17 protein-coding genes and 1 tRNA gene are annotated in these 22,714 nt (G+C 45.9%); 16 read left to right on the top strand and 2 right to left on the bottom strand.

Annotation, left to right across the window (positions count from 1 at the left end):
• The first annotated feature begins 7 nt into the window (after positions 1-7).
• A complete protein-coding gene (locus tag ACUC6J_RS18840; protein ID WP_447249266.1) occupies positions 8-3,247 on the top strand; it encodes a cellobiose phosphorylase in 3,240 nt (1,079 codons plus the stop codon).
• Between the two features lie 75 nt (positions 3,248-3,322).
• Here the strand turns inward: ACUC6J_RS18840 and ACUC6J_RS18835 are convergent, their stop codons facing one another.
• Positions 3,323-4,087 (bottom strand): exodeoxyribonuclease III, encoded by a 765-nt coding sequence (locus tag ACUC6J_RS18835; protein WP_016818629.1) that lies wholly within the window; start codon positions 4,085-4,087, stop codon positions 3,323-3,325.
• 215 nt (positions 4,088-4,302) lie between these two features.
• Positions 4,303-4,376 (bottom strand) — tRNA-Arg (locus ACUC6J_RS18830).
• A gap of 238 nt (positions 4,377-4,614) precedes the next feature.
• Here ACUC6J_RS18830 and ACUC6J_RS18825 point away from each other — a divergent pair.
• The 15 genes from ACUC6J_RS18825 (at position 4,615) to cobA (ending at position 22,693) form a co-directional block, all read left to right on the top strand.
• Positions 4,615-5,547: a hypothetical protein gene (locus ACUC6J_RS18825; protein ID WP_016818406.1), complete on the top strand. Its 933-nt coding sequence runs from the start codon at positions 4,615-4,617 to the stop codon at positions 5,545-5,547.
• A 143-nt stretch (positions 5,548-5,690) separates the two neighbouring features.
• Positions 5,691-7,004, top strand: a complete 1,314-nt coding sequence (gene tig / locus ACUC6J_RS18820) for a trigger factor (protein ID WP_017427409.1) — start codon at positions 5,691-5,693, stop codon at positions 7,002-7,004.
• 409 nt (positions 7,005-7,413) lie between these two features.
• Positions 7,414-8,004 (top strand): ATP-dependent Clp endopeptidase proteolytic subunit ClpP, encoded by a 591-nt coding sequence (gene clpP, locus ACUC6J_RS18815; RefSeq protein ID WP_016324659.1) that lies wholly within the window; start codon positions 7,414-7,416, stop codon positions 8,002-8,004.
• 12 nt (positions 8,005-8,016) lie between these two features.
• Positions 8,017-9,273, top strand: a complete 1,257-nt coding sequence (gene clpX, locus ACUC6J_RS18810; RefSeq protein ID WP_013372695.1) for an ATP-dependent protease ATP-binding subunit ClpX — start codon at positions 8,017-8,019, stop codon at positions 9,271-9,273.
• A 110-nt stretch (positions 9,274-9,383) separates the two neighbouring features.
• Complete coding sequence (gene ispG / locus ACUC6J_RS18805) at positions 9,384-10,502, top strand: flavodoxin-dependent (E)-4-hydroxy-3-methylbut-2-enyl-diphosphate synthase (protein WP_017427410.1); 1,119 nt, start codon at positions 9,384-9,386, stop codon at positions 10,500-10,502.
• A 217-nt stretch (positions 10,503-10,719) separates the two neighbouring features.
• Complete coding sequence (lonB, locus tag ACUC6J_RS18800; protein WP_016324658.1) at positions 10,720-12,447, top strand: ATP-dependent protease LonB; 1,728 nt, start codon at positions 10,720-10,722, stop codon at positions 12,445-12,447.
• Between the two features lie 110 nt (positions 12,448-12,557).
• The gene (lon, locus tag ACUC6J_RS18795) at positions 12,558-14,894 is read left to right on the top strand and encodes an endopeptidase La (protein ID WP_045244838.1); all 2,337 of its coding nucleotides are present in this window, start codon (positions 12,558-12,560) and stop codon (positions 14,892-14,894) included.
• Between the two features lie 18 nt (positions 14,895-14,912).
• The gene (gene yihA / locus ACUC6J_RS18790) at positions 14,913-15,524 is read left to right on the top strand and encodes a ribosome biogenesis GTP-binding protein YihA/YsxC (protein WP_013372691.1); all 612 of its coding nucleotides are present in this window, start codon (positions 14,913-14,915) and stop codon (positions 15,522-15,524) included.
• 287 nt (positions 15,525-15,811) lie between these two features.
• Entirely contained in the window at positions 15,812-16,399 is a 588-nt protein-coding gene (locus ACUC6J_RS18785) for a hypothetical protein (RefSeq protein ID WP_016818410.1), read from the top strand.
• Between the two features lie 265 nt (positions 16,400-16,664).
• On the top strand, positions 16,665-17,063 hold the full coding sequence (gene speD / locus ACUC6J_RS18780) for an adenosylmethionine decarboxylase (RefSeq protein ID WP_025365654.1): 399 nt from the start codon (positions 16,665-16,667) through the stop codon (positions 17,061-17,063).
• Positions 17,064-17,309: 246 nt separating this feature from the next.
• Positions 17,310-18,704, top strand: a complete 1,395-nt coding sequence (gene hemA, locus ACUC6J_RS18775; RefSeq protein ID WP_016818411.1) for a glutamyl-tRNA reductase — start codon at positions 17,310-17,312, stop codon at positions 18,702-18,704.
• Between the two features lie 16 nt (positions 18,705-18,720).
• Complete coding sequence (ccsA, locus tag ACUC6J_RS18770) at positions 18,721-19,548, top strand: cytochrome c biogenesis protein CcsA (RefSeq protein ID WP_039276196.1); 828 nt, start codon at positions 18,721-18,723, stop codon at positions 19,546-19,548.
• 8 nt (positions 19,549-19,556) lie between these two features.
• Positions 19,557-20,204, top strand: a complete 648-nt coding sequence (locus ACUC6J_RS18765; RefSeq protein ID WP_019688417.1) for a precorrin-2 dehydrogenase/sirohydrochlorin ferrochelatase family protein — start codon at positions 19,557-19,559, stop codon at positions 20,202-20,204.
• 1 nt (position 20,205) lies between these two features.
• Positions 20,206-21,132: a hydroxymethylbilane synthase gene (gene hemC / locus ACUC6J_RS18760; protein WP_039276194.1), complete on the top strand. Its 927-nt coding sequence runs from the start codon at positions 20,206-20,208 to the stop codon at positions 21,130-21,132.
• A gap of 4 nt (positions 21,133-21,136) precedes the next feature.
• A complete protein-coding gene (gene cobA, locus ACUC6J_RS18755; RefSeq protein ID WP_430211726.1) occupies positions 21,137-22,693 on the top strand; it encodes a uroporphyrinogen-III C-methyltransferase in 1,557 nt (518 codons plus the stop codon).
• Positions 22,694-22,714 lie beyond the last annotated feature (21 nt).

The raw sequence follows: 22,714 nt of genomic DNA, 5'->3' as shown, positions 1-22,714 counted from the left end.
GGATACGATGCAGCCGTATTATTTTGACAATCAAGGACGTTTTGTGATTGAAAATTTTGCGCATGCCAAGCCCTTTTCCAGTTTCTTGCCCGGCATTGCTGGTGTTCAGGGAATTCCCCTGTGGGCGTATTATGTTAATCGTGGACAAGGAATTGCGAGCTTTGGTGTGGAGGATAAAAATGGAGCGATCATGGAATTTTTTCCGGCTAACCGCAGCTATAGTCTCGTACCGATCCATGGCTTCCGTACCTTTTTAAAGGTAAAAAGGCAGGATGAGTGGAGCTATATGGAGCCGTTTTCGGTTGTGCGTCCTTTGGAGCATGAGCAACAAAAAATGATAATATCCCGCCATATGCTGGAAATTAATAGCTTTCATTCAGATATAGGGCTGGAGGTGCGTGTGCAATATTTTACGCTTCCTCATGAAAGTTACGCTGCTTTGGTGCGCAAGGTTGAGATTGTCAATCATTCCGATCAAGAACTTGAGCTGGAGGTGCTGGATGGCATGCCGGCTGTGCTGCCCTTCGGTATTGACAATACGGCTTACAAGGAGCTTGGATATACACTGAAAAGCTGGATGGATGTGTATAACCTCAATAACGGCATACCTTACTATAAGGTACGTGGAAGTACAGCGGATACAAGTGAGGTCCATCAGATTGAGGCGGGACATTTTATGTATAGCTTTGTGGAGCAGGATGGCAAGGCCAGACTAGTACGTCCCATTGTCGATCCGTCCATTATATTTGGTGAAAATACGTCCCTGACCTTCCCTGACTGCTTTATCCATACACGTGTCGAAGACCTGATATCACAGCAGCCAGTGACGACGAATAAAGTGCCTTGTGGGTTTAGCGGTTATACGGCACGATTGGCGGCAGGTGCAGCTGTAAATCACTGTTCGGTCATCGGGCATGTGAATGATATTCAATTGATCAATAAACGGATTACAGAAATTGCAACGATGTCTTATATCGATCAAAAGGCGAAGGAAGCTAGAACGTTAGTTGAAGAGTTGACAGATGGAATGGCCACGCAGACATCCATTCCGTTGTTTGACGAATACTGTCGTCAGAGCTATCTGGATAATCTGCTACGTGGGGGTTATCCATTATTGCTGGACAACGGCACGGAGCAACCCTTTGTGTATCATGTATTTTCGCGCAAGCATGGAGATCTGGAACGAGACTATAATTTTTTCAAACTCCAGGCGGGGTATTATTCTCAAGGAAATGGTAATTTCCGCGATGCGAACCAGAATCGGAGAAATGATGTGTGGTTTAACCCGGACGTCGGAGATTTTAATATTCGTTTGTTTATGAGCCTGATTCAGCCGGATGGCTATAATCCGCTTGTTGTAAAAGGGTGTAGCTTTCAAATACGAGAGCTCAAACCGTTGCTGGAACAGGTGGAAGTGGCGGCCCATTCGTCTTTGTGTACTTTTTTTCAATCATCATTTACCCCGGGCGAGCTGATTCAGCACATCATTCATGACAATATTGGATTAAAGCAAACGGTAGAGACATTTGTGACCGAAGCCCTCAAGCATTCCGAGCAATGCTATGAGGCTGATTTTGGTGAAGGCTTCTGGATCGACCATTGGACTTATAATATGGATCTAATCGAAAGCTATTTAAGTATCTTTCCAGACAAACAAGAAGAACTCCTGCTCTCGACCAGGGAGTACATGTATTACGACAGTCCCGCATGGGTACAGCCGCGCCGAAACAAATACGTGCAGATGAAGGACGGACGTATTCGTCAGTACGGAGCGGTTGTAGAAAGCAAGGAGAAGAAAGCTCAACTTCACATGCGGACCCGCGATGTTCACTGGGTTCGAACCGGACGAGGCAACGGAGAGATTTACAAGTCCAATTTATACGAGAAGCTGCTATCCTTGGCTGCCATCAAGCTGTCTACATTAGATCCAGAAGGCTTGGGAATTGAGATGGAGGCGGGGAAACCAGGATGGAATGATTCCATGAACGGACTTCCGGGACTGTTTGCTTCGGGCTTTAGTGAGCTATGCGAGTTACAGCGACTCGTAAGATTTTTAATACATGTACAGATGAAGCTTTCGGCAGACTTTGTGCTGAGGCTACCGCTAGAGGTAGCCAGGTTGATCCAAGAATTAGGGCTCGCAGTTGAAGAGTACTACCACGATTTTAATGATGCGGAGCCTGGGAATGGTAGTGCCGATCATGGCTTCTGGTCACGGATTTCGGATGCTAGAGAAGCATATCGCGAAACGGTTCGTTTTGGATTTGAAGGGACCGAAGCAGCATTATCCTTTGATGATGTGCGGGTGTTTTTGCAGCGGGCTGAACGTAAGATTCAAGAGGGAATGGATAAGGCTCTGCGTATAGGAAAGGGGATATACCCAACCTTCTTTTATTATGAAGCCAAAGAATTCGAGGTACAGCAGGATGAGAACGGGGGGGTGTTTGTAAATATACATTCCTTTAAACGCAAGGATATACCGTTCTTCCTGGAAGGACCAACCCGGGCTATGAAAGTAACTGGCGACATTGTAAATGGGAGGAAGCTGTATCGACTTATCAGACAGAGCGAGCTTTACGACAAAAAGCTGGGTATGTATAAGGTGAATGAGAGTCTGGCGGGACAGCCGTTTGAACTGGGCCGTTCCAGAGCTTTCACGCCAGGGTGGCTGGAAAATGAATCGATATTTATGCATATGGAATATAAATATTTACTTGAGTGTTTAAAGGTGGGTCTATACACTGAATTTTTTGCAGACATCCAAAAAGCGCTACCTCCTTTTATGGATGCTACGATCTATGGAAGAAGTACGCTGGAAAACAGTTCCTTTATTGCTAGCAGTGCTAATCCTGATGCAAGTTTGCATGGAACGGGATATATTGCGAGGCTGAGTGGATCTACAGCAGAATTTATTCATATGTGGCTATGGATGATGACAGGCGGGCAGCCATTTGGCTATGATTCTAGGGGGCTTACCCTGAAGCTGGAGCCCAAGTTGCCAGGCTGGCTGTTCACAGCTACAGGTGAGTTATCCTTCTGCTTTCTCGGAAGCTGCCAAGTGACGTATTATAATACAAGTCGTATGGATACTTATGCGCCGGACTGCATAGTGAAACAGTATATACTGCATTACAGCAATGATGAACAGAAGACAATAAACCAGGCTGTTTTAGACCCAAAAGAGGCTCAGGATGTGAGAGACCGGCTGGTTTCTCGTATCGAGGTGCATCTGGAGAGATCGCTTTAATTCATTTAAGCCGTCATGCTGCAAAATAGAGCATGACGGCTTTTTAAGACCCTAATTTCTTGTATTAGTGCGGAATTACGCGGAAATATCTTGCAAATCTAATATAACAGGACAGTGGTCACTGCCTGTAATATGGCAATCAATACTCGCATCTATTAATAGTGGACGAAGCCGCTCCGAGACGAGGAAGTAATCAATACGCCAGCCGATATTCCGTTCTCTCACCTTTGGCATATAGGACCACCAGGAATAAACATCCGTTCGATCAGGATAAAAATATCTGAAGGTGTCTATAAATCCAGCGTTGAGCAGCTGTGACATGCGGTCTCGTTCCTCGGGCGTGAAGCCAGCATTTCCGTAGTTGGCTTTGGCATTTTTGAGATCGATCTCCTGATGAGCCACGTTCAAGTCTCCGCAAATGATGACAGGCTTCAGAGTGTCTAGTTGTTGCAGATAGTTGCGAAAACGGTCTTCCCATTCGAGCCTGTATGGCAATCGGGATAAATCCCGTTTGGTATTCGGTGTGTACACATTGACAAGATAAAATTTTTCAAATTCCAGCGTAAGGGTTCGACCCTCCGGTTCTTCATTTTCTTCGAGTCCATAATGCACAGAGAGCGGCTTGATTTTGGTGAAAATAGCTGTGCCAGAATACCCTTTTTTCTCAGCATAATTCCAGTATTGCATGTATTCCTCCATGTTCTCCATGAGGATTTGTCCTTCTTGAAGCTTCGTTTCCTGTACGCAAAAAATATCGGCATTCGTTTCTTTTAGATAAGTATAGAATCCTTTGGTTACACAGGCTCTTAAGCCATTTACATTCCAAGATATTAATTTCATTTGATTAAACTCCTTACTACTCCACGCAGTCAAGCGGTGTAATGGGTATATCCTCGATTAAAAGGCTGTCCCAGACAAGCGCTCGAATAGCGCTACGGAAACAGCCTTTTCTACATTAAAATAGGTTGTAATACGATGCTGGCTCCAACGTCCATGGTAGATCTTACGTGGGTGGAAAATAAAAAAAGCTTCCTAAATAGGAAGCTTCGGCTATACGTCCCAGGAGGGATTCGAACCCCCGACCGACGGCTTAGAAGGCCGTTGCTCTATCCAGCTGAGCTACTGGGACATAAAATTCAAGCGAATATTAATATATCATATGGATGAAAAAGATTCAAGTCTTATTTTACATATATCGCTTATTCGGGCTCTACACCACATAAATTCAGACTACACATCGTTTTTTTTGCCTTATAAAAGGGTATGTTAGAATACAGGTGAATATGTTGAAGACGAGTAGTTGAACTACGGCTGTTGTTTCTCATATAATCTACGAATACTTTAGCTTGCGGAGGAGAGGGGGTGCCTTGAAAATAAAGGACTCCAAGGTGACGACAAAAGAAAATAATATCGTATTGTTTCCGAAGACACTGGACTACTATCAAATTCAACTTACGGTGATGCTTGAAAACGAACGTTACGGAGAGGCGATGGCGATGCTGCGCTTTTTGATGCAGTGTCAGGGACAGGAGCAGAAACAATACGATGAATGGAACGCTCTATCACAATGGTTGGAAGCTGCATTTCCACAGTATGCTGACAGCGGAGCGGTAACGGACAATGTGGAAGAAGACGAAGTCAGTGAAGTTGAGTTGGCTCGCCGTCATGCACGTTTTAAGCAGGAACAGGATGCAGGCTACGGTAACAAGCTTTTGCAGATGGCTATGGATCAACCGTTATCCGAACAGACGATTCTAGCTTTGGAACAGTTATCCTACTTGGAACTGCCGGAGATCGACGATGCTTTGCTTCGCTGGATTACTGAACGGGAAATCCATCCTCTTCTCCAATTCCGTGTTCTACAGACATTGAGACGCCGCGGAATGGAAGGGACGATAGAAATCAGACGAGGGGATGAAAAGACAGAAATCGATATTGAAACGGTTCCGTTACAGCCTGATGAGTTTCCAGAGGCGATTATGCGTATTTTGGAACGGGTAGCTGACCAGACTGAAGTGCATGAGCCCACACTATTCTATTTTGCACAGGAGCTGTGGTCACAGTTTGTGATGGCCGTGTACGGTACGAAAGATTATAGATCAATGTTGGTAGAAGAGGACGGAATGCCGGATATTTGGGCAGCAGCACTCCATCAGACCGTTTCGGAAAGTTTGAACGGGAACAATAATGAAGAAGAAACCCGCGCTATATATGGCATTACAGATGCACTGCGCTTCCGTTTTGAGCAAGCATATCGGTCGATGCGATTATTCGTAGCGGCGGGAATGAACACTCCTTAATGACCGGAAACGTTTACCTGTTAAAGCATTCAAGGGCTGCTCTTGAAAAAGACAGTAATGTTAGATATACTATAGTGGTTATTTTGTGTGCGTTGATTGTAATGAAAACTAAGTGAAGATTTTGTTGGAGGGGAAAGCATAAAATGAAAGCAACTTGGGAGAAAATAGAGAAGAACCTTGGGGTTCTTGAAGTTGAGGTAGACGCGGATCGTGTAGCCGCTGCACTCGACAAAGCTTTTAATAAAGTGGTTAAACAAGTAAGCGTACCAGGATTCCGTAAAGGTAAAGTGCCACGTCCTATCTTTGAAAAACGTTATGGTATTGAAAGTCTGTACCAGGATGCAATTGACTTCCTGTTGCCAGAAGCATACAGCCAAGCTGTAGAGCAAACAGACATCTTCCCAGTAGATAGCCCAGATGTTGAAATTGATCAATTTGCTAAAGGCGAAACTTTCAAATTCAAAGCAAAAGTTACGGTTAAACCTGAAGTAACTTTGGGCGATTACAAAGGCGTAGAAGTGCCTGTAAGCAAAATCGAAGTAAGCGACGAAGAATTGGCTCAAGAGCTGGAGCGCCTGCAACAACGTCATGCTGAATTGGTTGTCGTTGATGAAGATGCTGCTCAATCCGGCGATACAGCTATCATTGACTTCGACGGTTCCGTAGACGGTGTACAGTTCGAAGGTGGACAAGCTGAGAAGTATTCTCTGGAACTGGGTTCCAATACCTTCATCCCTGGCTTTGAAGATCAAGTGATTGGTTTGCACACTGGTGATTCCAAGGACGTTGAAGTAACGTTCCCTGAGAACTACCATTCTGCTGACCTCGCTGGTAAACAAGCTGTATTTAAAGTGAAAGTTCATGAACTGAAACGCAAAGTTCTTCCTGAATTGGACGATGAATTTGCTAAAGATGTAAGTGAATTTGACACACTTGCTGAATTCAAGGAAGACTTGAAAAAGCAATTGCTGGAACGCAAAGAAAACGAAGCTAAAGCAGCTCGTGAGGGCGCTGTAGTGGAGAAAGTTGCTGAAAATGCAACAATCGACATTCCTGAGGCAATGGTTAAGAGTGAAGTGCAAAACATGGTTCGCGATTTCGACAACCGTCTGCGCAGCCAAGGCATGAATCTTGAAATGTTCCTCGGCTTCTCCGGTCAAAGCAAAGAAGACCTGGAAGAGCAAATGAAAGCTGATGCTGAGAAGCGCGTACGCAACAACCTCGTGCTGGAGCAAGTGGCTAAAGCAGAAAACATCGAAGTTTCCGAAGCGGAAATTAATGAAGAGCTGCAAAACATGGCTGATGCTTACAAACGTTCTGTAGAAGAGATCCGCAGCATTCTGGAAAGTAACGGCTCGTTCGCTAACTTGAAAGAAGAGATCTCACTGCGCAAAACAATCGCTTTGCTGGTTGAAAACAGCAAAGAAGTTGAAGCGCCAGCTGCAGCTGCTGAATAATTTAAACGATCAAATATACGGTGTATGTTGTAACAGGCTGCAACGTAGTAATTAGATAAGGATAAGGCACGTAGTGAAAGTTACGTGCCTTATTTTTACCTTAGACAATCCAAATTTTAGTCGTTTATGGAAAGCGCTGTGAATGGTGTTTTCTGTTTTACATAAGTCACTACCGTACATTTGCACATACATACGAAACATGGTTAAATATGAGAAGGTCTCGGCAGGACGTCTGTAAATAGCCTGCATTTTATATATGAGCACAGGCAAATATGACACGAGACTCTGAACATGTTAAAATATTTTGTAAGGTGTTCACGTTTCATGATTGCCGCTTCCGTTTTAATGGGACTTAAGGAAGCGGATGAATACAGGTGTTCATTTTAATAAAGAAAAGAGGTTGGTCGTGATGAGTCTCGTCCCTATGGTTGTGGAACAAACGAATCGAGGAGAACGATCTTACGATATTTACTCGCGGTTGCTTAAGGATCGCATCATTTTCCTAAGTGGCCCGATTGATGACGATGTCGCCAATCTCGTCATTGCACAGCTATTGTTCCTTTCTGCGGAAGACCCGGAGAAGGACATTAATTTGTACATTAACTCGCCAGGCGGTTCTGTTACTGCAGGCATGGGTATATATGATACAATGCAATTCATTAAGCCGGATGTATCGACGATTTGTGTAGGTATGGCTGCTAGTATGGGCTCTTTATTGCTCACAGCCGGTGCACCAGGCAAGAGATATGCACTTACCAATAGTGAAGTTATGATTCACCAGCCGCTCGGCGGCATTCAGGGGCAAGCCTCCGACATGCTGATTCATGCGGACTGGATTATCAAAACACGTGCCAAGCTGAATCAAATCTATGTGGAGCGTACAGGTCAGCCCCTCGAAAAAATCGAACGTGATACTGACCGGGATTTCTTCATGGAAGCGGAAGAGGCGAAAGCATACGGTATCATTGACCAGGTGCTGTCTAAACCGATTAATCTGTAAAGGGGTGGCTCTATGTTTAAATTTAATGATGAAAAAGGACAATTAAAATGTTCTTTCTGCGGTAAATCTCAGGATCAGGTTCGCAAGCTTGTTGCCGGACCGGGCGTATATATATGTGACGAATGCATCGAGTTGTGCACGGAAATTGTGGAGGAAGAATTGGGTCATGAAGAAGAAGTAGATCTGAAAGACATTCCAAAACCAATGCAAATCCGTGAAATTCTGGACCAATATGTTATTGGTCAGGATCAAGCGAAAAAATCATTGTCAGTTGCGGTATATAATCACTACAAACGTATTAATACACAAAACAAAATTGATGATGTGGAATTGCAAAAAAGTAACATTCTGATGCTTGGACCTACAGGTTCGGGTAAAACGTTACTTGCGCAAACCATGGCTAAAATTTTGAACGTCCCATTTGCTATCGCAGATGCCACTTCCCTTACGGAAGCGGGTTATGTGGGTGAAGACGTTGAAAACATTTTGCTGAAACTGATTCAAGCTGCCGATTATGATGTAGAAAAAGCCGAGCGCGGCATTATCTACATTGACGAAATTGATAAAGTAGCCCGCAAATCCGAAAACCCGTCCATTACGCGTGACGTATCGGGTGAAGGTGTACAGCAAGCGTTGCTTAAAATTTTGGAAGGCACAGTTGCTTCTGTACCTCCGCAAGGTGGTCGCAAGCATCCACATCAAGAATTCATTCAAATTGATACCACGAATATCCTGTTCATTTGCGGTGGTGCCTTTGATGGTCTGGAGCAAATGATCAAACGTCGTATCGGTAAGAAGGTCATCGGCTTTAACGCGACTAGTGAACAAAAAGATCTGAAACCAGGCGAATATACCTCCATGGTATTGCCAGAGGATCTGCTGAAATTCGGTCTGATTCCGGAATTCGTAGGACGTTTGCCAGTTATTTCTACGCTGGAGCCGCTTGATGAGAAGACATTGGTTCGTATTTTGTCTGAACCAAAAAATGCCTTGACCAAGCAATATCAGAAGATGCTGGAACTGGACAATGTGCAGCTGGAGTTTAAGCAAGATGCTCTGGAAGCCATTGCTCGTGAGGCGATCAAGCGTAACACGGGTGCCCGTGGCCTTCGTGCAATCATCGAAGGTATTATGCTCGACGTTATGTACGAAGTTCCTTCCCGTGATGATGTGACGACTTGCGTCATCAACGAGCAGGTAGTAAAAGACAAAATCGCACCGGAACTCGGTGGTACAGATAAGGATAAAAAACAAGAAGAGAGCGCCTAAGGATTGATACTTCGCGATCTCTACAACATGAGAAGCCAGATCTCCACTTCACTAAACCTGTATGAGGTTTTATGGGGTGGAGGTTTGGCGTTAATGGGAGAGAAAAGTACATGTTCTTAAGACAAGACACACGTCCCGTTAAAGTCGGGAATCTGACGATTGGCGGCAGCAATGAAGTTATCATCCAAAGCATGTGCACAACCAAAACGGCAGATGTGGAAGCTACAGTAGCTGAGATTCTTCGCTTGGAAGAAGCCGGATGTCAGATAGTGCGGGTTACCGTCAACAATGAGGAAGCTGCCGCAGCTATTAAGGAAATTAAGAAGCGGATTCATATTCCGCTGGTTGCAGATATTCACTTTAATCACAAGCTGGCTCTACTGGCGATTGAAAATGGGATTGACAAGGTTCGTATTAACCCAGGCAACATTGGACGACGTGAAAAAGTGGAAGCAGTCGTTAAGGCGTGTAAAGAAAAAGGGATTCCGATTCGGATTGGTGTGAACGCTGGATCATTGGAACAGCATTTACTGGATAAGTATGGCTACCCTACGCCAGAAGCGATGGTAGAAAGTGCACTGTACCATATCGGGATACTCGAAGAACTTGATTTCCATGATATTATCGTATCACTGAAGGCTTCTGACGTTCCAATGGCGATTGCGGCTTACACGAAGGCAGCTGAAATTATTAAGTATCCCCTCCATTTGGGCATCACCGAAGCCGGCACACTCTTTACTGGAACGGTTAAAAGCGCAGCGGGTATGGGAGCACTGTTGGCAGCTGGTATCGGGTCCACCATGCGTATCTCGCTAAGTGCCGATCCGGTCGAAGAAGTGAAGGTAGCACGGGAGTTGCTCAAAACGTTTGGGTTGATCACGAATGCAGCTACATTGATTTCTTGTCCGACTTGCGGGCGTCTGGATATTGATCTGTTCTCTATTGCGAACGAAGTAGAGGATTACATTGCAAAACTCAAGGTGCCGATTAAAGTATCCGTACTGGGGTGTGCAGTTAACGGTCCGGGTGAAGCGAAGGAAGCTGATATCGGAATTGCCGGAGCACGTGGAGAAGGTCTATTGTTCCGTTATGGAAAGATGATTCGCAAAGTCCCTGAGGCTGAAATGGTTGACGAATTGAAAAAAGAAATTGATATCATCGTCAAGGCTTATGAGGAAACAGGTAAAATACCGGGACGTGAAGAGCGTCACACTGCCGAGAAGGTGTAGGCAAAAGCGGTTATTTTAAAACAGGTATAATCATAAACTATGGTCATTGTATAAGCGCCGTGGAGAGCAGCTCTGCTACAGAACTGTTTTTCGCGGCGTTTTTGTATTTCTCTCTGATCTTTTGAAAGACAGCCGTTTAGCTCTCGTGGAAAAGGAAATACTGTCTTTCATAGAACAGCATTTTCAAATTGCTGAGATGAGAAACGGAGGAAATACGATGGACTTGACTATGATATTGTTATTGGTGCAAATGTTTTTCGGGATTGTCATTGGTCTGTATTTCTGGAATCTTCTGCGGAGCCAGAAAACGAACCGTAGTGCGGTGGATCGGGAATCTCGGAAGGAATTGGATAAGTTGCGCAAATTGCGCTCTATTTCACTTACTAAGCCGCTGGCTGAACGCACACGGCCTGCCACGTTACAGGATATCGTCGGTCAGAAGGACGGGCTGCGTGCGCTCAAAGCGGCGTTATGCAGTGCGAATCCACAACATGTCATTATTTATGGCCCTCCCGGTGTAGGGAAAACGGCTGCGGCGCGCGTGGTGCTGGAAGAAGCTAAGAAAAATCAGTCTTCCCCGTTCAAGGGGGATGCTAAATTCACGGAGATTGATGCCACAACGGCCCGTTTTGACGAACGTGGTATTGCGGACCCGTTAATTGGTTCAGTACATGATCCAATCTATCAAGGGGCAGGAGCGATGGGTGTAGCGGGTATCCCTCAACCTAAACCCGGAGCTGTAACGAAGGCTCATGGAGGGATGCTGTTCATTGATGAGATTGGCGAGCTGCATCCAACGCAGATGAATAAGCTGTTGAAAGTGCTGGAGGATCGAAAGGTATTTTTGGAAAGTGCATATTACAATTCAGAAGACTCGCATACGCCTGCTTACATTCACGATATTTTCCAAAATGGTTTGCCTGCGGATTTCCGTTTGGTAGGTGCGACGACCCGTTCGCCGCATGAGCTGCCACCTGCTATTCGATCCCGGTGTATGGAAATTTATTTCCGTGCCCTGCAACCTCAGGAGATTGCTCGTATTGCTGAAGATGCTGTACACAAGTTGGGCTTTGGTCCTTGTCCAGAGGCAGTCGAGGTTGTACAGCGTTACGCGACCAACGGCCGGGAGGCAGTCAATATGATCCAGCTTGCTGCTGGTTTGGCGCTTACCGAGAAAAGGGAACGACTCGATGCTTCGGATGTAGAATGGGTAGCGGGTAGCAGCCAAATTCAACCTCGTCCTGATCGAAAAATACCGGGCTTGCCACAAATTGGATTCGTTAACGGATTAGCTGTATACGGTCCGAATATGGGCATGCTGCTAGAAATTGAGGTTACTGCGGTTCCGGTACCTGAAGGAAAGGGAAGCTATAATATTACGGGTGTTGTGGATGAAGAAGAGATCGGAGGTAACTCCCGTACACTGCGTCGTAAGAGCATGGCTAAAGGCTCTGTGGAAAATGTTCTGACTGTTTTGCGTACGCTCGGTTTGTCTCCGTCCAATTACGATCTGCATATCAATTTTCCAGGGGGGACGCCAGTAGATGGTCCGTCGGCAGGGATTGCGATGGCAACAGCTATTGCCTCCGCGATGCGGGGAATTCCGGTGGATCATGAGATTGCCATGACTGGCGAGATTAGCATCCATGGTCGAGTCAAGCCGATTGGCGGCGTATTAGCCAAGGTCGAAGCTGCTTTTCAGGCTGGTGCCAAAAAAGTGATCATTCCGCAGGATAACTGGCAAGCTCTATTTGACAGCATTGAGGGACTAAAAGTCATCCCTGTACAGTCGGTTACCGAAGTGTTTCGTCATGTGTTTGGAGAAGAGATGACCACGGATGCGCCTGTACATGCGCCAATTGAGACTTTTCGCCCATCTCAATCCTCCTTGTTACAGGCGGATGGAACACATAATGGGACGATTTCAGATACGGGATCTTGCTAATGAACTAGTCTTTCATTGGTTTTTTTATAAAACATTTGATAAAATATGAAAGATAGCAACGTGAGGATTGTAAAATCCGGAACCTGAGAATCACTGGAGGTGCGAAAGCGATGGGACCCACCAAGACAAAAGGTCGTCGTTTTCCTTTGCTGCCTTTAAGAGGACTTCTGGTTTACCCGAGCATGGTTCTGCATCTCGATGTGGGCCGGGAAAAATCGGTCAAGGCTTTGGAAAAAGCGATGGTTGAAGACAATTTGATTCTCCTGTGTTCTCAATCAGAAGTTAATATTGAAGAACCCACACAAGAGGATATTTTTCGAGTCGGCACGGTAGCCAAAGTACGCCAAATGCTCAAGCTTCCCAACGGAACCATTCGAGTATTGGTGGAAGGGCTGGAACGCGCTGAGATTATTCAATATATGGACAATGAAGAATATTATGAGGTAATGGCGAAGGAACTGCACGAGGCAGAAAACGTACAGCCTGAAACGGATGCGCTTATGCGCACTGTATTAACTCAGTTCGAGCATTATATCAATTTGTCCAAAAAGGTAACACCGGAGACTCTCGCTGCGGTATCTGATATTGAGGAGCCAGGGCGACTGGCTGATGTAATCACAAGCCATTTGACGCTCAAAATTAAGGAAAAGCAGGATATATTGGAGACGATCGACGTAACTCAGCGTCTGGAGAAGCTCCTAGATATTTTGAACAATGAACGTGAAGTGCTGGAGCTGGAACGTAAAATCAACCAGCGTGTGAAAAAGCAGATGGAAAAGACGCAGAAGGAGTATTATCTGCGTGAACAAATGAAGGCGATTCAGAAGGAACTTGGTGAGAAGGAAGGTCGCGCAGGAGAAGTTGAAGAACTACGCAACCAGCTAAGTGAACGAGAGTTGCCTGTTCCGGTGAAAGAGAAGGTCGAAAAGGAAATTGACCGTCTGGAAAAAATGCCAGCAAGCTCTGCCGAGGGTGGTGTCATCCGCAATTACGTCGATTGGCTGTTAAGCTTGCCGTGGAACAAGTTCACCGATGATGATCTTGATATCGTCAAAGCAGAAGAAATACTCGATAACGACCACTATGGGCTGGATAAGCCCAAGGAGCGGGTGTTGGAGTATTTGGCCGTACGCAAACTGGTGAAAACCATTAAGGGGCCCATTCTGTGTCTCGTAGGTCCGCCAGGGGTCGGCAAGACCTCGCTGGCTCGCTCGATTGCCAAATCCATGGGCCGGGAATTTGTCCGCATCTCTCTCGGAGGTGTGCGCGATGAAGCAGAAATCCGTGGTCACCGCCGGACCTATGTTGGCGCGATGCCGGGGCGGATTATTCAGGGAATGAAGACCGCAGGAACATCTAATCCAGTCTTTTTGCTGGATGAGATTGATAAAATGGCCTCCGATTTCCGGGGCGATCCATCGGCGGCGTTGCTCGAAGTGCTTGATCCTGAGCAAAACAACACGTTCAGTGACCATTTTGTTGAGTTGCCGTTTGATCTGTCCAACGTGATGTTTGTTACGACAGCCAATGCTGCACATAATATCCCACGTCCGCTGATGGATCGTATGGAGACGCTCTATATTCCCGGCTACACCGAACTGGAGAAGCTGGAAATCGCCAATCGATATCTATTGCCTAAGCAGAAGAGAGAGCATGGCTTGGGAGAGGAACAATTGGTTATTGGGGAGGATACGCTGCTGCGTGTCATTCGCGAATATACCCGTGAATCCGGTGTGCGGAATCTTGAACAGCAAATGGCTTCTCTGTGTCGCAAGGCGGCGAAGTCAGTTGTTTCCGGTGGTGAAGGACCGATTCAAATCACACCGGATAATTTGAAAGATTATTTGGGTATCGCCAAATTCCGTTACGGTGTAGCAGAACTGGAGGATCAGATCGGTACGGTTACAGGCTTGGCATGGACCGAGGTCGGTGGTGAAACACTGATGATTGAAGTGACGGTTGTGCCTGGTAGCGGAAAACTGATTCTTACGGGTAAACTGGGAGACGTTATGAAAGAATCCGCGCAGGCGGCATTCAGCTACACTCGTTCCAAGGCAGTCGATCTGGGCATTGAACTGGACTTCTATGAGAAAAATGATATCCACATTCATATTCCTGAGGGAGCGATACCAAAGGATGGCCCATCTGCCGGAATTACGATTGCTACCGCATTGATTTCGGCTTTAACCAATCGTCATGTATCCAAGGATGTAGCGATGACGGGCGAAATTACCTTGCGCGGTCGTGTATTGCCGATTGGCGGTTTGAAAGAAAAGTCGCTGGCTGCCCATCGGGCAGGCTACAAAAAAATTCTGCTTCCCAAAGATAATGAACGGGATTTGAAGGATATTCCCGACAGTATCCGGCAGGATGTTGAATTTGTCCCCGTTGCCCATATGGATCAGGTGTTAAAGCATGCTTTGGTTGAGCAGGCAAGGGTACATTAGAGAGGAATTAAAGACACAATGAAAGTAACAAAAGCAGAATTTATAATTAGTGCGGTTGGCCCGGATCAGTTTCCTGTGGACGCTTTGCCAGAGATTGCTCTGGCGGGGCGCTCCAATGTTGGAAAATCATCACTGATTAATCGGATGATTAACCGTAAAAATTTGGCCCGTACCAGTTCTACGCCAGGTAAAACCCAGCAACTCAATTATTACCGGATCAATGATGAGCTCTATTTTGTGGATTTTCCCGGTTACGGTTATGCTAAGGTATCCAAAACGTCTCGCAAGGCTTGGGGGCAGATGATTGAGTCTTATTTGCTGGAACGTGAGCCGCTTAAACTGGTGCTTCAAATGGTAGATTTGCGCCACCCACCGTCCAAGGATGATATCATGATGTACGACTGGCTGCGTCATAATGGGCTTCCGGTCTGTGTTGTAGGCACAAAAGCAGATAAAATCCCTAAAACACGGCGAGAAAAGCACTATAAGGTAATCAAGCAGGAACTCGGAATACTTCCCGGGGGTTTGTTTATCCCCTTTTCATCTGAAGAAGGCATGGGCAAGGAAGAGCTGTGGTCGGTCATCTCCAGCTATATCGAGAATGACGACGAAGAGCAGACGGAATTGTAAGGTTAGGGGCGTCCTGAAGGACGCCTTTTTTTCGTGATGTTGGATTAAAAACATTAAACTTATTAAATGGGTAGGAATAATATATAATAAACAAAGTAAATCGTGGGATTTAAGCATAAAAGTGAGCATATGGTGGATAATGCAGCTGCGACTCCGTTATTTTCCGTTTATTTCCGATGAATGCCGGATATTTATGATTTGATGCGCAAGAAAGCGCTGCGGGTCTGATGTATAATAAAGCATAAAGCTTACACTACAGGTTTGAGGAAAGAATTGAGGAGATTGGTATGGCACAGCGGTTAGCCACAGAGTATGTAAAAACCACTTTGACCTTGTCAGAAACCCAAATGGACGAATTTTTACAGGCAGTGAATGATCCTCAGGTGCATTACCGCATTAAAGTTCTGGATAACGGAAGACAGGAAATCGTTCTGGAGCATATTGCGGGTGAGGAAGTTCATTTATTTTTTGAAGCCAAAGAGGGAGCGTTTGTCTGTGAATTAACTTGCCGCTTAGTTCATCCACAGCTAACCCTGTTTATACGCCAACTATTTGTTCGTTTTAAGGGTGAAGGTATTGTTTACCGCATGTATCAAGGATTCACTATGGTGTATTTTTATAATGAAGGTGCGGTTCGCAAAATTATGGAAAAGAATGCAGAAGGCTCCAGGCTGGTGTTTGAATATAGAAATACAGCGCAAGAGCTGCAACAGCTTTTTCAACATCAGAACGTCGAAAAGGAAATAGCAGATGTATACAATCTCATTAATTCGTTACTTGATGAGCGGAATCTGGCGCGTACTTTCTCTGAGCTGGAACTGATTGACCACAAGCTTCGGATGAGTTGCTCCAAATTATTTGCCCTGGAAGCTTAGAAGGCTGAATATATGGAATGAATTGTTATACAGTGTAGTCCCTTTCTTTACCGAAAGGGGCTTTTTTATTCCAAAAAAATGATTGCATTTGCTGCACATAGATGTTATTTTTAATCTCGTTGAAAATGAATATAGGAACCAGGATTCACTCAGGACATTGAATGTTGCGAGAGGTTATCCCTCGGGAAGTGAATGACGTAGGTCCTAGCGGATGAAATTTTTTTCGAACATTTTATTCCTAGGAAGGGGGAACCGAAAGATGGAATTGGAATACTCAACTTTCGGAAGACACGTTGCCGTAGATACTTGGGGTGTTGAGTTTGAATTACTGAATGATGCGCAGTTTCTGGAGGCTCAATTAGTTGAAGCTGCTGAAGCTTGCGGAGCAACGGTGATGTCCGTTCAATCCAAGCAATTCGAACCACAGGGAGCTACCGTGCTTGTACTGTTGTCGGAGAGTCATCTCTCTATTCATACGTATCCTGAGAGAGGGTTTGCCGCTATTGATTGTTATACTTGCGGTGAGACTGTTGATCCGCAGTTAGCTATTGATTACCTGGTATCCGTTCTAAAACCGAAAAAAACATATGCGAAGAAGCTGATTCGCGGCTTGGGAGAACTTCAGGTGGAATCCCCGGAGTGCAAGCTGGCTGAGTTGGTGTAAATCTCCTTTATGGAGCCGTGTGCGTCCTATATCATAACCATGGAACATTTCCATGGTTATTTGTTTTAAAAGTGGTTTACACTAAACTAAATCATACAGAACGTGCTGGATGTTTATGAAAGCCATCCAATTTTCATAAACAATTCATAAAACAGCCGAAGGGGATTCGGACTTCTGTGATATAATTAACATAGTTTATGATAACAGTGAGTATTCTTATTACAGTTTAGGCAGGTGAATTTTACAATGCACATCGTCGTTGTTGGGTTGAATTATCGTACGGCGCCTGTGGAAGTCAGAGAACGGTTTACATTTGCAGAACAGGATTTGCCAAAAGCGCTGGAACAACTCAAACTTACCAAAAGTGTGTTGGAGGGCGTAGTTGTCGCAACCTGCAATCGGACTGAAATATATGTTGTGGTTGACCGCCTTCACATGTGCGGTTATTTTATACGCAGTTTTATGGAACAATGGTTTGGTATTCCTCGTGATCAGTTTACACAACATTTATATATATATGAGGACGAGCAGGCAATTCGGCATTTGTTCCGTGTGACTTGTGGTCTGGATTCTATGGTCATCGGAGAAACACAAATTTTGGGACAGGTAAAGAATGCTTTTCTTCAGGCTCAATCTCAAAAAATTACAGCAACGTGGTTTAATATGTTGTTTAAGCAGGCCGTCACATTGGGCAAGCGTGCCCATTCGGAGACGTCTATTGGAGAAAGCGCCGTATCTGTTAGCTATGCAGCAGTTGAGTTGGGCAAACGGATTTTCGGGATGTTTACGGATAAAAAGGTACTGATTCTCGGTGCCGGTAAAATGAGCGAGCTTACCGTTAAGCATTTGTACAGCGGCGGAGCTGCCGAGGTTATTGTAGCAAATCGAACTTTGTCCCGCGCCGAGGATCTGGCCTCCAAGTTTAACGGAACGCCAGTTACGATGGAGGAAGGCATGAATCGGTTGGCGGATGTGGATATTGTGATTAGCTCGACTGGTGCTCAGGGGTATATTCTGGATCGCAATCGTGTCGAAGCCAGTATGAAACGTCGTCAGTCTCGTCCTTTGTTTATGATTGATATCGCGGTTCCACGCGATTTGGACCCGGCTATTGGCGAATTGCAGAATGTTTTCCTATATGACATTGATGATCTGGAAGGGATCGTGGAGAGCAATCTGGAAATGCGTCGTACTGAAGCTGCAAAAATCGAGCATATGATTGAAGATGAGCTTAGCGAGTTTTATCAATGGTTGAAAACGATGGGAGTGCGTCCGGTGATTCGTGCATTACAGGAAAAATCGGAGTCTATACATCAGGATACGCTGGAAAGCTTGTATAACAAGCTTCCCGAGCTGGATGAACGGCAGCGTAAAGTGATAAGCCGTTTGACGAAGAGTATGCTGAATCAGATGATGCATGATCCGATCAATCGGGTTAAGGAACTGGCTGTCCAAAAGCAGGGAAATGAGGCGCTAGACATGTTTAGCCACATTTTTGCTCTGGAGGATCGTTTGGAGGACGCCGCTCAGAAAGTAGATAAAAGCGATGCATCTGCGTTAATAAAACCGGAGGCTGGTGTTCATGGAAAAACCGGTCAGGCTCAGGCTTTGCCAGCGTCGTTTGCGCCGGCCAGCCTGTAAAGGTGGGTGAACAGACGTGGCCTCAGGCATGCTTATATATGATTCAATGATTTATGTTTTTGCCCTGAGCCTTCTGTTTGTATTTTCGGATGGAATTCGTCGCAATGCGAATGCTAAACGGACAGGTACAGGGCTTCTTATTGTCGTTGTAATGCTCCAGCTTGTTTTTATGGGAATGCGAACCTGGAATGAAGGGCATCTTCCTATTTTTGTGACCTACGACTTTCTGTTTCTGTTCTCATTTATCCTGGTACTGATTTCTTTGATTCTGTCACGTTATCAGCGATCGGAATTTGCGGTGTTGCTGCTTAATATCATTAGTTTTGCTGTTCTTGTGCTCAACAATATATGGATGGAGCCGATCGACAACCCGCTTGGAAATTGGCATACCGTACATGGGCTGCTTCTGATTCATATTGCGCTGGCTAATCTTGGCTTTGTCGCGATGACGGTAGCGGCTGTATTTTCGGGGTTGTATCTGTTTTTGCATCGTAAATTGAAAGTCAAGAAATGGAATGACACGATCAAGCGCCTGCCGAGTCTGGAAATGATGGATCGGTATACACATATGGCGCTTTTAATTGGTACTCCTTTGCTGGGAGTTTCTATTGTTGTTGCTGTTATTTCTATTATTGCCGAGGAACGCTGGCGTCTTTTGCTAGATACCAAAGTGCTGATGACAGCGATTGCCTTATGCGTGTATATTGTATTTTTAGTGAGCAAAAGATTGAACCAGCGTTCTGGCCTGGTCATGGCAAAGTGGTCTTTGGTTGGCTACACGCTGCTAGTTCTTAATTTTTTGCTGAATTCCTGGTCTGTATTTCATCAGTGGACGGGGGAGTGAAAAGCCATTTGCAGCATTTTGTCCCGATTTCGTTGAATTGTAACAATAAGCTCTGTTGTGTTGTAGGCGGCGGCAGGATTGCGGAACGAAAGGTTAAGGGGGTGATGGAAAGTGGGGCATCCATTACCGTCATTAGCCCGAATATAACGCCGGATTTGCAGATCCTGGCCGATCACAAGCAGCTCCACTGGGTAAATCGCGTATATCGCGAGGGTGACCTCCAGGGAGCCTTTCTTGTATATGCTGCTACGAACCAGAGAGAAGTGAATAATAAGGTTGCGCATGAGGCCAGACAAAGGGGTATACTGGTAAATGTGGCGGATCGCTCGGAAGAGGGAGATTTTATAACGCCGGGCATCATCCGACGAGGGAGACTGACGATTAGTATTTCCACCGAAGGGGCAGGCCCCGCTGTGACTGCTGATATTACATCAGCCTTGGATACGTTGTTCGGTAGCGAATACGAGCCTTATCTGGATTTCATGCACGATATGCGACAGGTCATCAAACGCAAGATAAGTTCCCCACAGCAAAGGACCAAACTATTAAGACGCTTGGCGAGTAGCGGAATTTTGGAACAGATACGACGTCATGAATTTATGGCTTGGACCGAAAAAGAAATAGATCTATGGATTGCGCAAAATCAGGAGGAATAACATGCGAACAATTGTGGTAGGCAGCAGACAGAGCGCTCTTGCGTTAACTCAGACCGGGCATGTCATTGAGGATTTGAATGCACTGTGCGCGGAGCATGGATTGGATTTACAATTTGTCGTGAAGAAAATCCTGACCAAGGGTGATCGAATATTGGATGTAACCTTGTCCAAAGTGGGTGGCAAAGGACTTTTTGTCAAAGAGATTGAACAGGCCATGCTGGCTGGTGAGATTGATATGGCAGTACATAGTATGAAGGATATGCCGTCCGAATTGCCGGAAGGTCTTGTCAATGGCGCTGTACCGCGCCGTGAGGACCCACGCGATTGCCTAATTACATTGGGCGCCAAGAGTCTGGAGGATTTGCCTTTAGGAGCCAAGGTGGGCACAAGCAGCTTGCGCAGAGCCAGTCAAATCAAGTCCATGCGACCTGATCTACAATTAGAGCCAGTACGTGGCAATATTGATTCCCGTCTGAAAAAGCTGGAGACGGAAGGTTTTGACGCCATCATTTTGGCAGCAGCAGGTTTGCACCGGATGGGCTGGAAAGACCGCATTACGTCCTATATACCAGAGGAGGCATGCTTACCGGCAGTAGGACAGGGAGCGCTCGGTATTGAATGCCGTGCGAGCGATGATGAGCTATTGGCATTGTTGAAACTCTACAACCACCAGGATACCTCGGCTACGGTTGCGGCTGAGCGAACCTTTCTGGGTGTGTTAAATGGGGGATGCCAAGTGCCAATCGGAGCTCATGCGGTTTGGGCTGGTCAAGAAATCAGCCTCACAGGGATGGTAGGTTCGCCAGATGGCGAGGTTATTTTGAAGGAAACGCTCCAGGGAAATGATCCGCAGAAGCTGGGAGAAGCGGTGGCGGCCAGTTTGATAGCCAAAGGAGCGGAACAGATTCTGGCGCAGGTGAGGGGATAGTGGAATGGTGGGAAAGGTATATTTAGTAGGTGCAGGACCCGGAGATGCAAGATTAATTACGGTCAAGGGTTGGGAGTGCATTCAACTGGGCGATGTCATTGTGTATGACAGACTGGCAAGCCCTCGCCTCTTGGGGCTGATGAAGCCAGGGGCCCAAAAAATATATGTCGGCAAACTGCCAGATCGTCACACCATGAAGCAAGAGGAAATTAATCAGCTGCTGGTGGATTTAGCCTTGGAAGGAAAGACAGTCGTCCGGCTCAAAGGGGGAGACCCCACTATTTTTGGGCGAGTCGGCGAGGAAGCCGGGCTACTGCGTAAACACGGTATTTCCTATGAAATCATACCTGGCATCACATCAGCCATCAGCGTGCCTGCCTATGCAGGCATTCCTGTTACGCATCGGGAGATGGCCTCGTCGCTGTCTATCATTACAGGTCATGAAAGTCCTGATAAACTAGATAAAAGTATTCATTGGGATAAAGTAACGAACGCAACGGGTACACTGATCTTTATGATGGGTGTAGCGAAGATCGGCTATATCAGTGATCAACTGATAAAGCATGGTAAGCCGTCCGATACTCCAGTTGCTTTGATCCGTTGGGGGACCCGCGCCGAGCAAGATACGCTAGTGGGTACGCTGGCGGATATTGAAGCCAAGGTGAAGGCAGCGAATTTTCAACCGCCCGCCGTCATCGTTGTCGGAGAAGTGGTCAATCAGCGTGAACAGTTAAAATGGGCAGAGGATATGCCTTTGTTTGGGAAGCGAATTTTGGTTACTCGCGCACGCGCGCAGGCCAGCAGTCTGGTTCACCGGATTGAGGAGCTTGGCGGCGAACCTTATGAGTTCCCAGTTATCCAGACCGTCGTCCCTTCGGACGAGCAGGCAAAACAGAAAATCAAAGAGGCGTTTGCGCGACTTCCTGAATATGACTGGGTGTTTTTTACCAGCGTTAACGGAGTGGAATACTTTTTCACTCATTTAAAGGAACAGGGCAAGGATGTACGTGCGCTATACAAAGCTCGTATTGCCGCAGTCGGACCAGCCACAGCAGACGCACTTCGAAAACACGGAATTGTAGCAGAACAGATCGAAGGTCCTTTTCAGGCAGAGGGATTGCTTGAAACGTTCGAGCAAGATTTGCAACCAGGGCAAAACGTATTTCTTCCAAGAGGTGATCTCGCTCGTTCATGGCTGCCGGATCAGCTGAGAGAGATGGGACTGCATGTGACCGAGGCTGATTTGTATCAAACGGTGCTGGCTGCCAACACACAGGATGATGAACTTCTCAAGCTGCTGGAGGAGCGTGCCATTCACGCGATTACGTTTACCAGTTCCTCAACCGTAACCTTTTTCATGGAAGCCCTCAGACAAATGGGGATCAGTGATCCAGTATCGCTGCTGGAGGGAGTTACGATCGCTGTGATCGGCCCCTTAACTGGTGAGACAGCAACCCAAGCCGGATTGACTGTCAGTTTGATGTCAGAGAAGGCGACCATTGAAAGTCTAATTCAATCGCTATGTGACTGGAAACAATCAAGTACGGTTATGACATTATAAATTTTATTTTTTACAAATGAA

This window comes from Paenibacillus sp. JJ1683, from assembly GCF_053006485.1.
Note: the sequence above shows the minus strand (reverse complement) of the source record. Positions and strands in the feature narration are given on the sequence as shown.

Coding starts and splice junctions, on each gene's coding strand:
- ACUC6J_RS18840 (WP_447249266.1), top strand. CDS start 8: ATGCAGCCGTATTATTTTGACAATCAAGGACGTTTTGTGATTGAAAAT.
- ACUC6J_RS18835 (WP_016818629.1), bottom strand. CDS start 4,087: ATGAAATTAATATCTTGGAATGTAAATGGCTTAAGAGCCTGTGTAACC.
- tig (WP_017427409.1), top strand. CDS start 5,691: ATGAAAGCAACTTGGGAGAAAATAGAGAAGAACCTTGGGGTTCTTGAA.
- clpP (WP_016324659.1), top strand. CDS start 7,414: ATGAGTCTCGTCCCTATGGTTGTGGAACAAACGAATCGAGGAGAACGA.
- clpX (WP_013372695.1), top strand. CDS start 8,017: ATGTTTAAATTTAATGATGAAAAAGGACAATTAAAATGTTCTTTCTGC.
- ispG (WP_017427410.1), top strand. CDS start 9,384: ATGTTCTTAAGACAAGACACACGTCCCGTTAAAGTCGGGAATCTGACG.
- lonB (WP_016324658.1), top strand. CDS start 10,720: ATGGACTTGACTATGATATTGTTATTGGTGCAAATGTTTTTCGGGATT.
- lon (WP_045244838.1), top strand. CDS start 12,558: ATGGGACCCACCAAGACAAAAGGTCGTCGTTTTCCTTTGCTGCCTTTA.
- yihA (WP_013372691.1), top strand. CDS start 14,913: ATGAAAGTAACAAAAGCAGAATTTATAATTAGTGCGGTTGGCCCGGAT.
- ACUC6J_RS18785 (WP_016818410.1), top strand. CDS start 15,812: ATGGCACAGCGGTTAGCCACAGAGTATGTAAAAACCACTTTGACCTTG.
- hemA (WP_016818411.1), top strand. CDS start 17,310: ATGCACATCGTCGTTGTTGGGTTGAATTATCGTACGGCGCCTGTGGAA.
- hemC (WP_039276194.1), top strand. CDS start 20,206: ATGCGAACAATTGTGGTAGGCAGCAGACAGAGCGCTCTTGCGTTAACT.
- cobA (WP_430211726.1), top strand. CDS start 21,137: ATGGTGGGAAAGGTATATTTAGTAGGTGCAGGACCCGGAGATGCAAGA.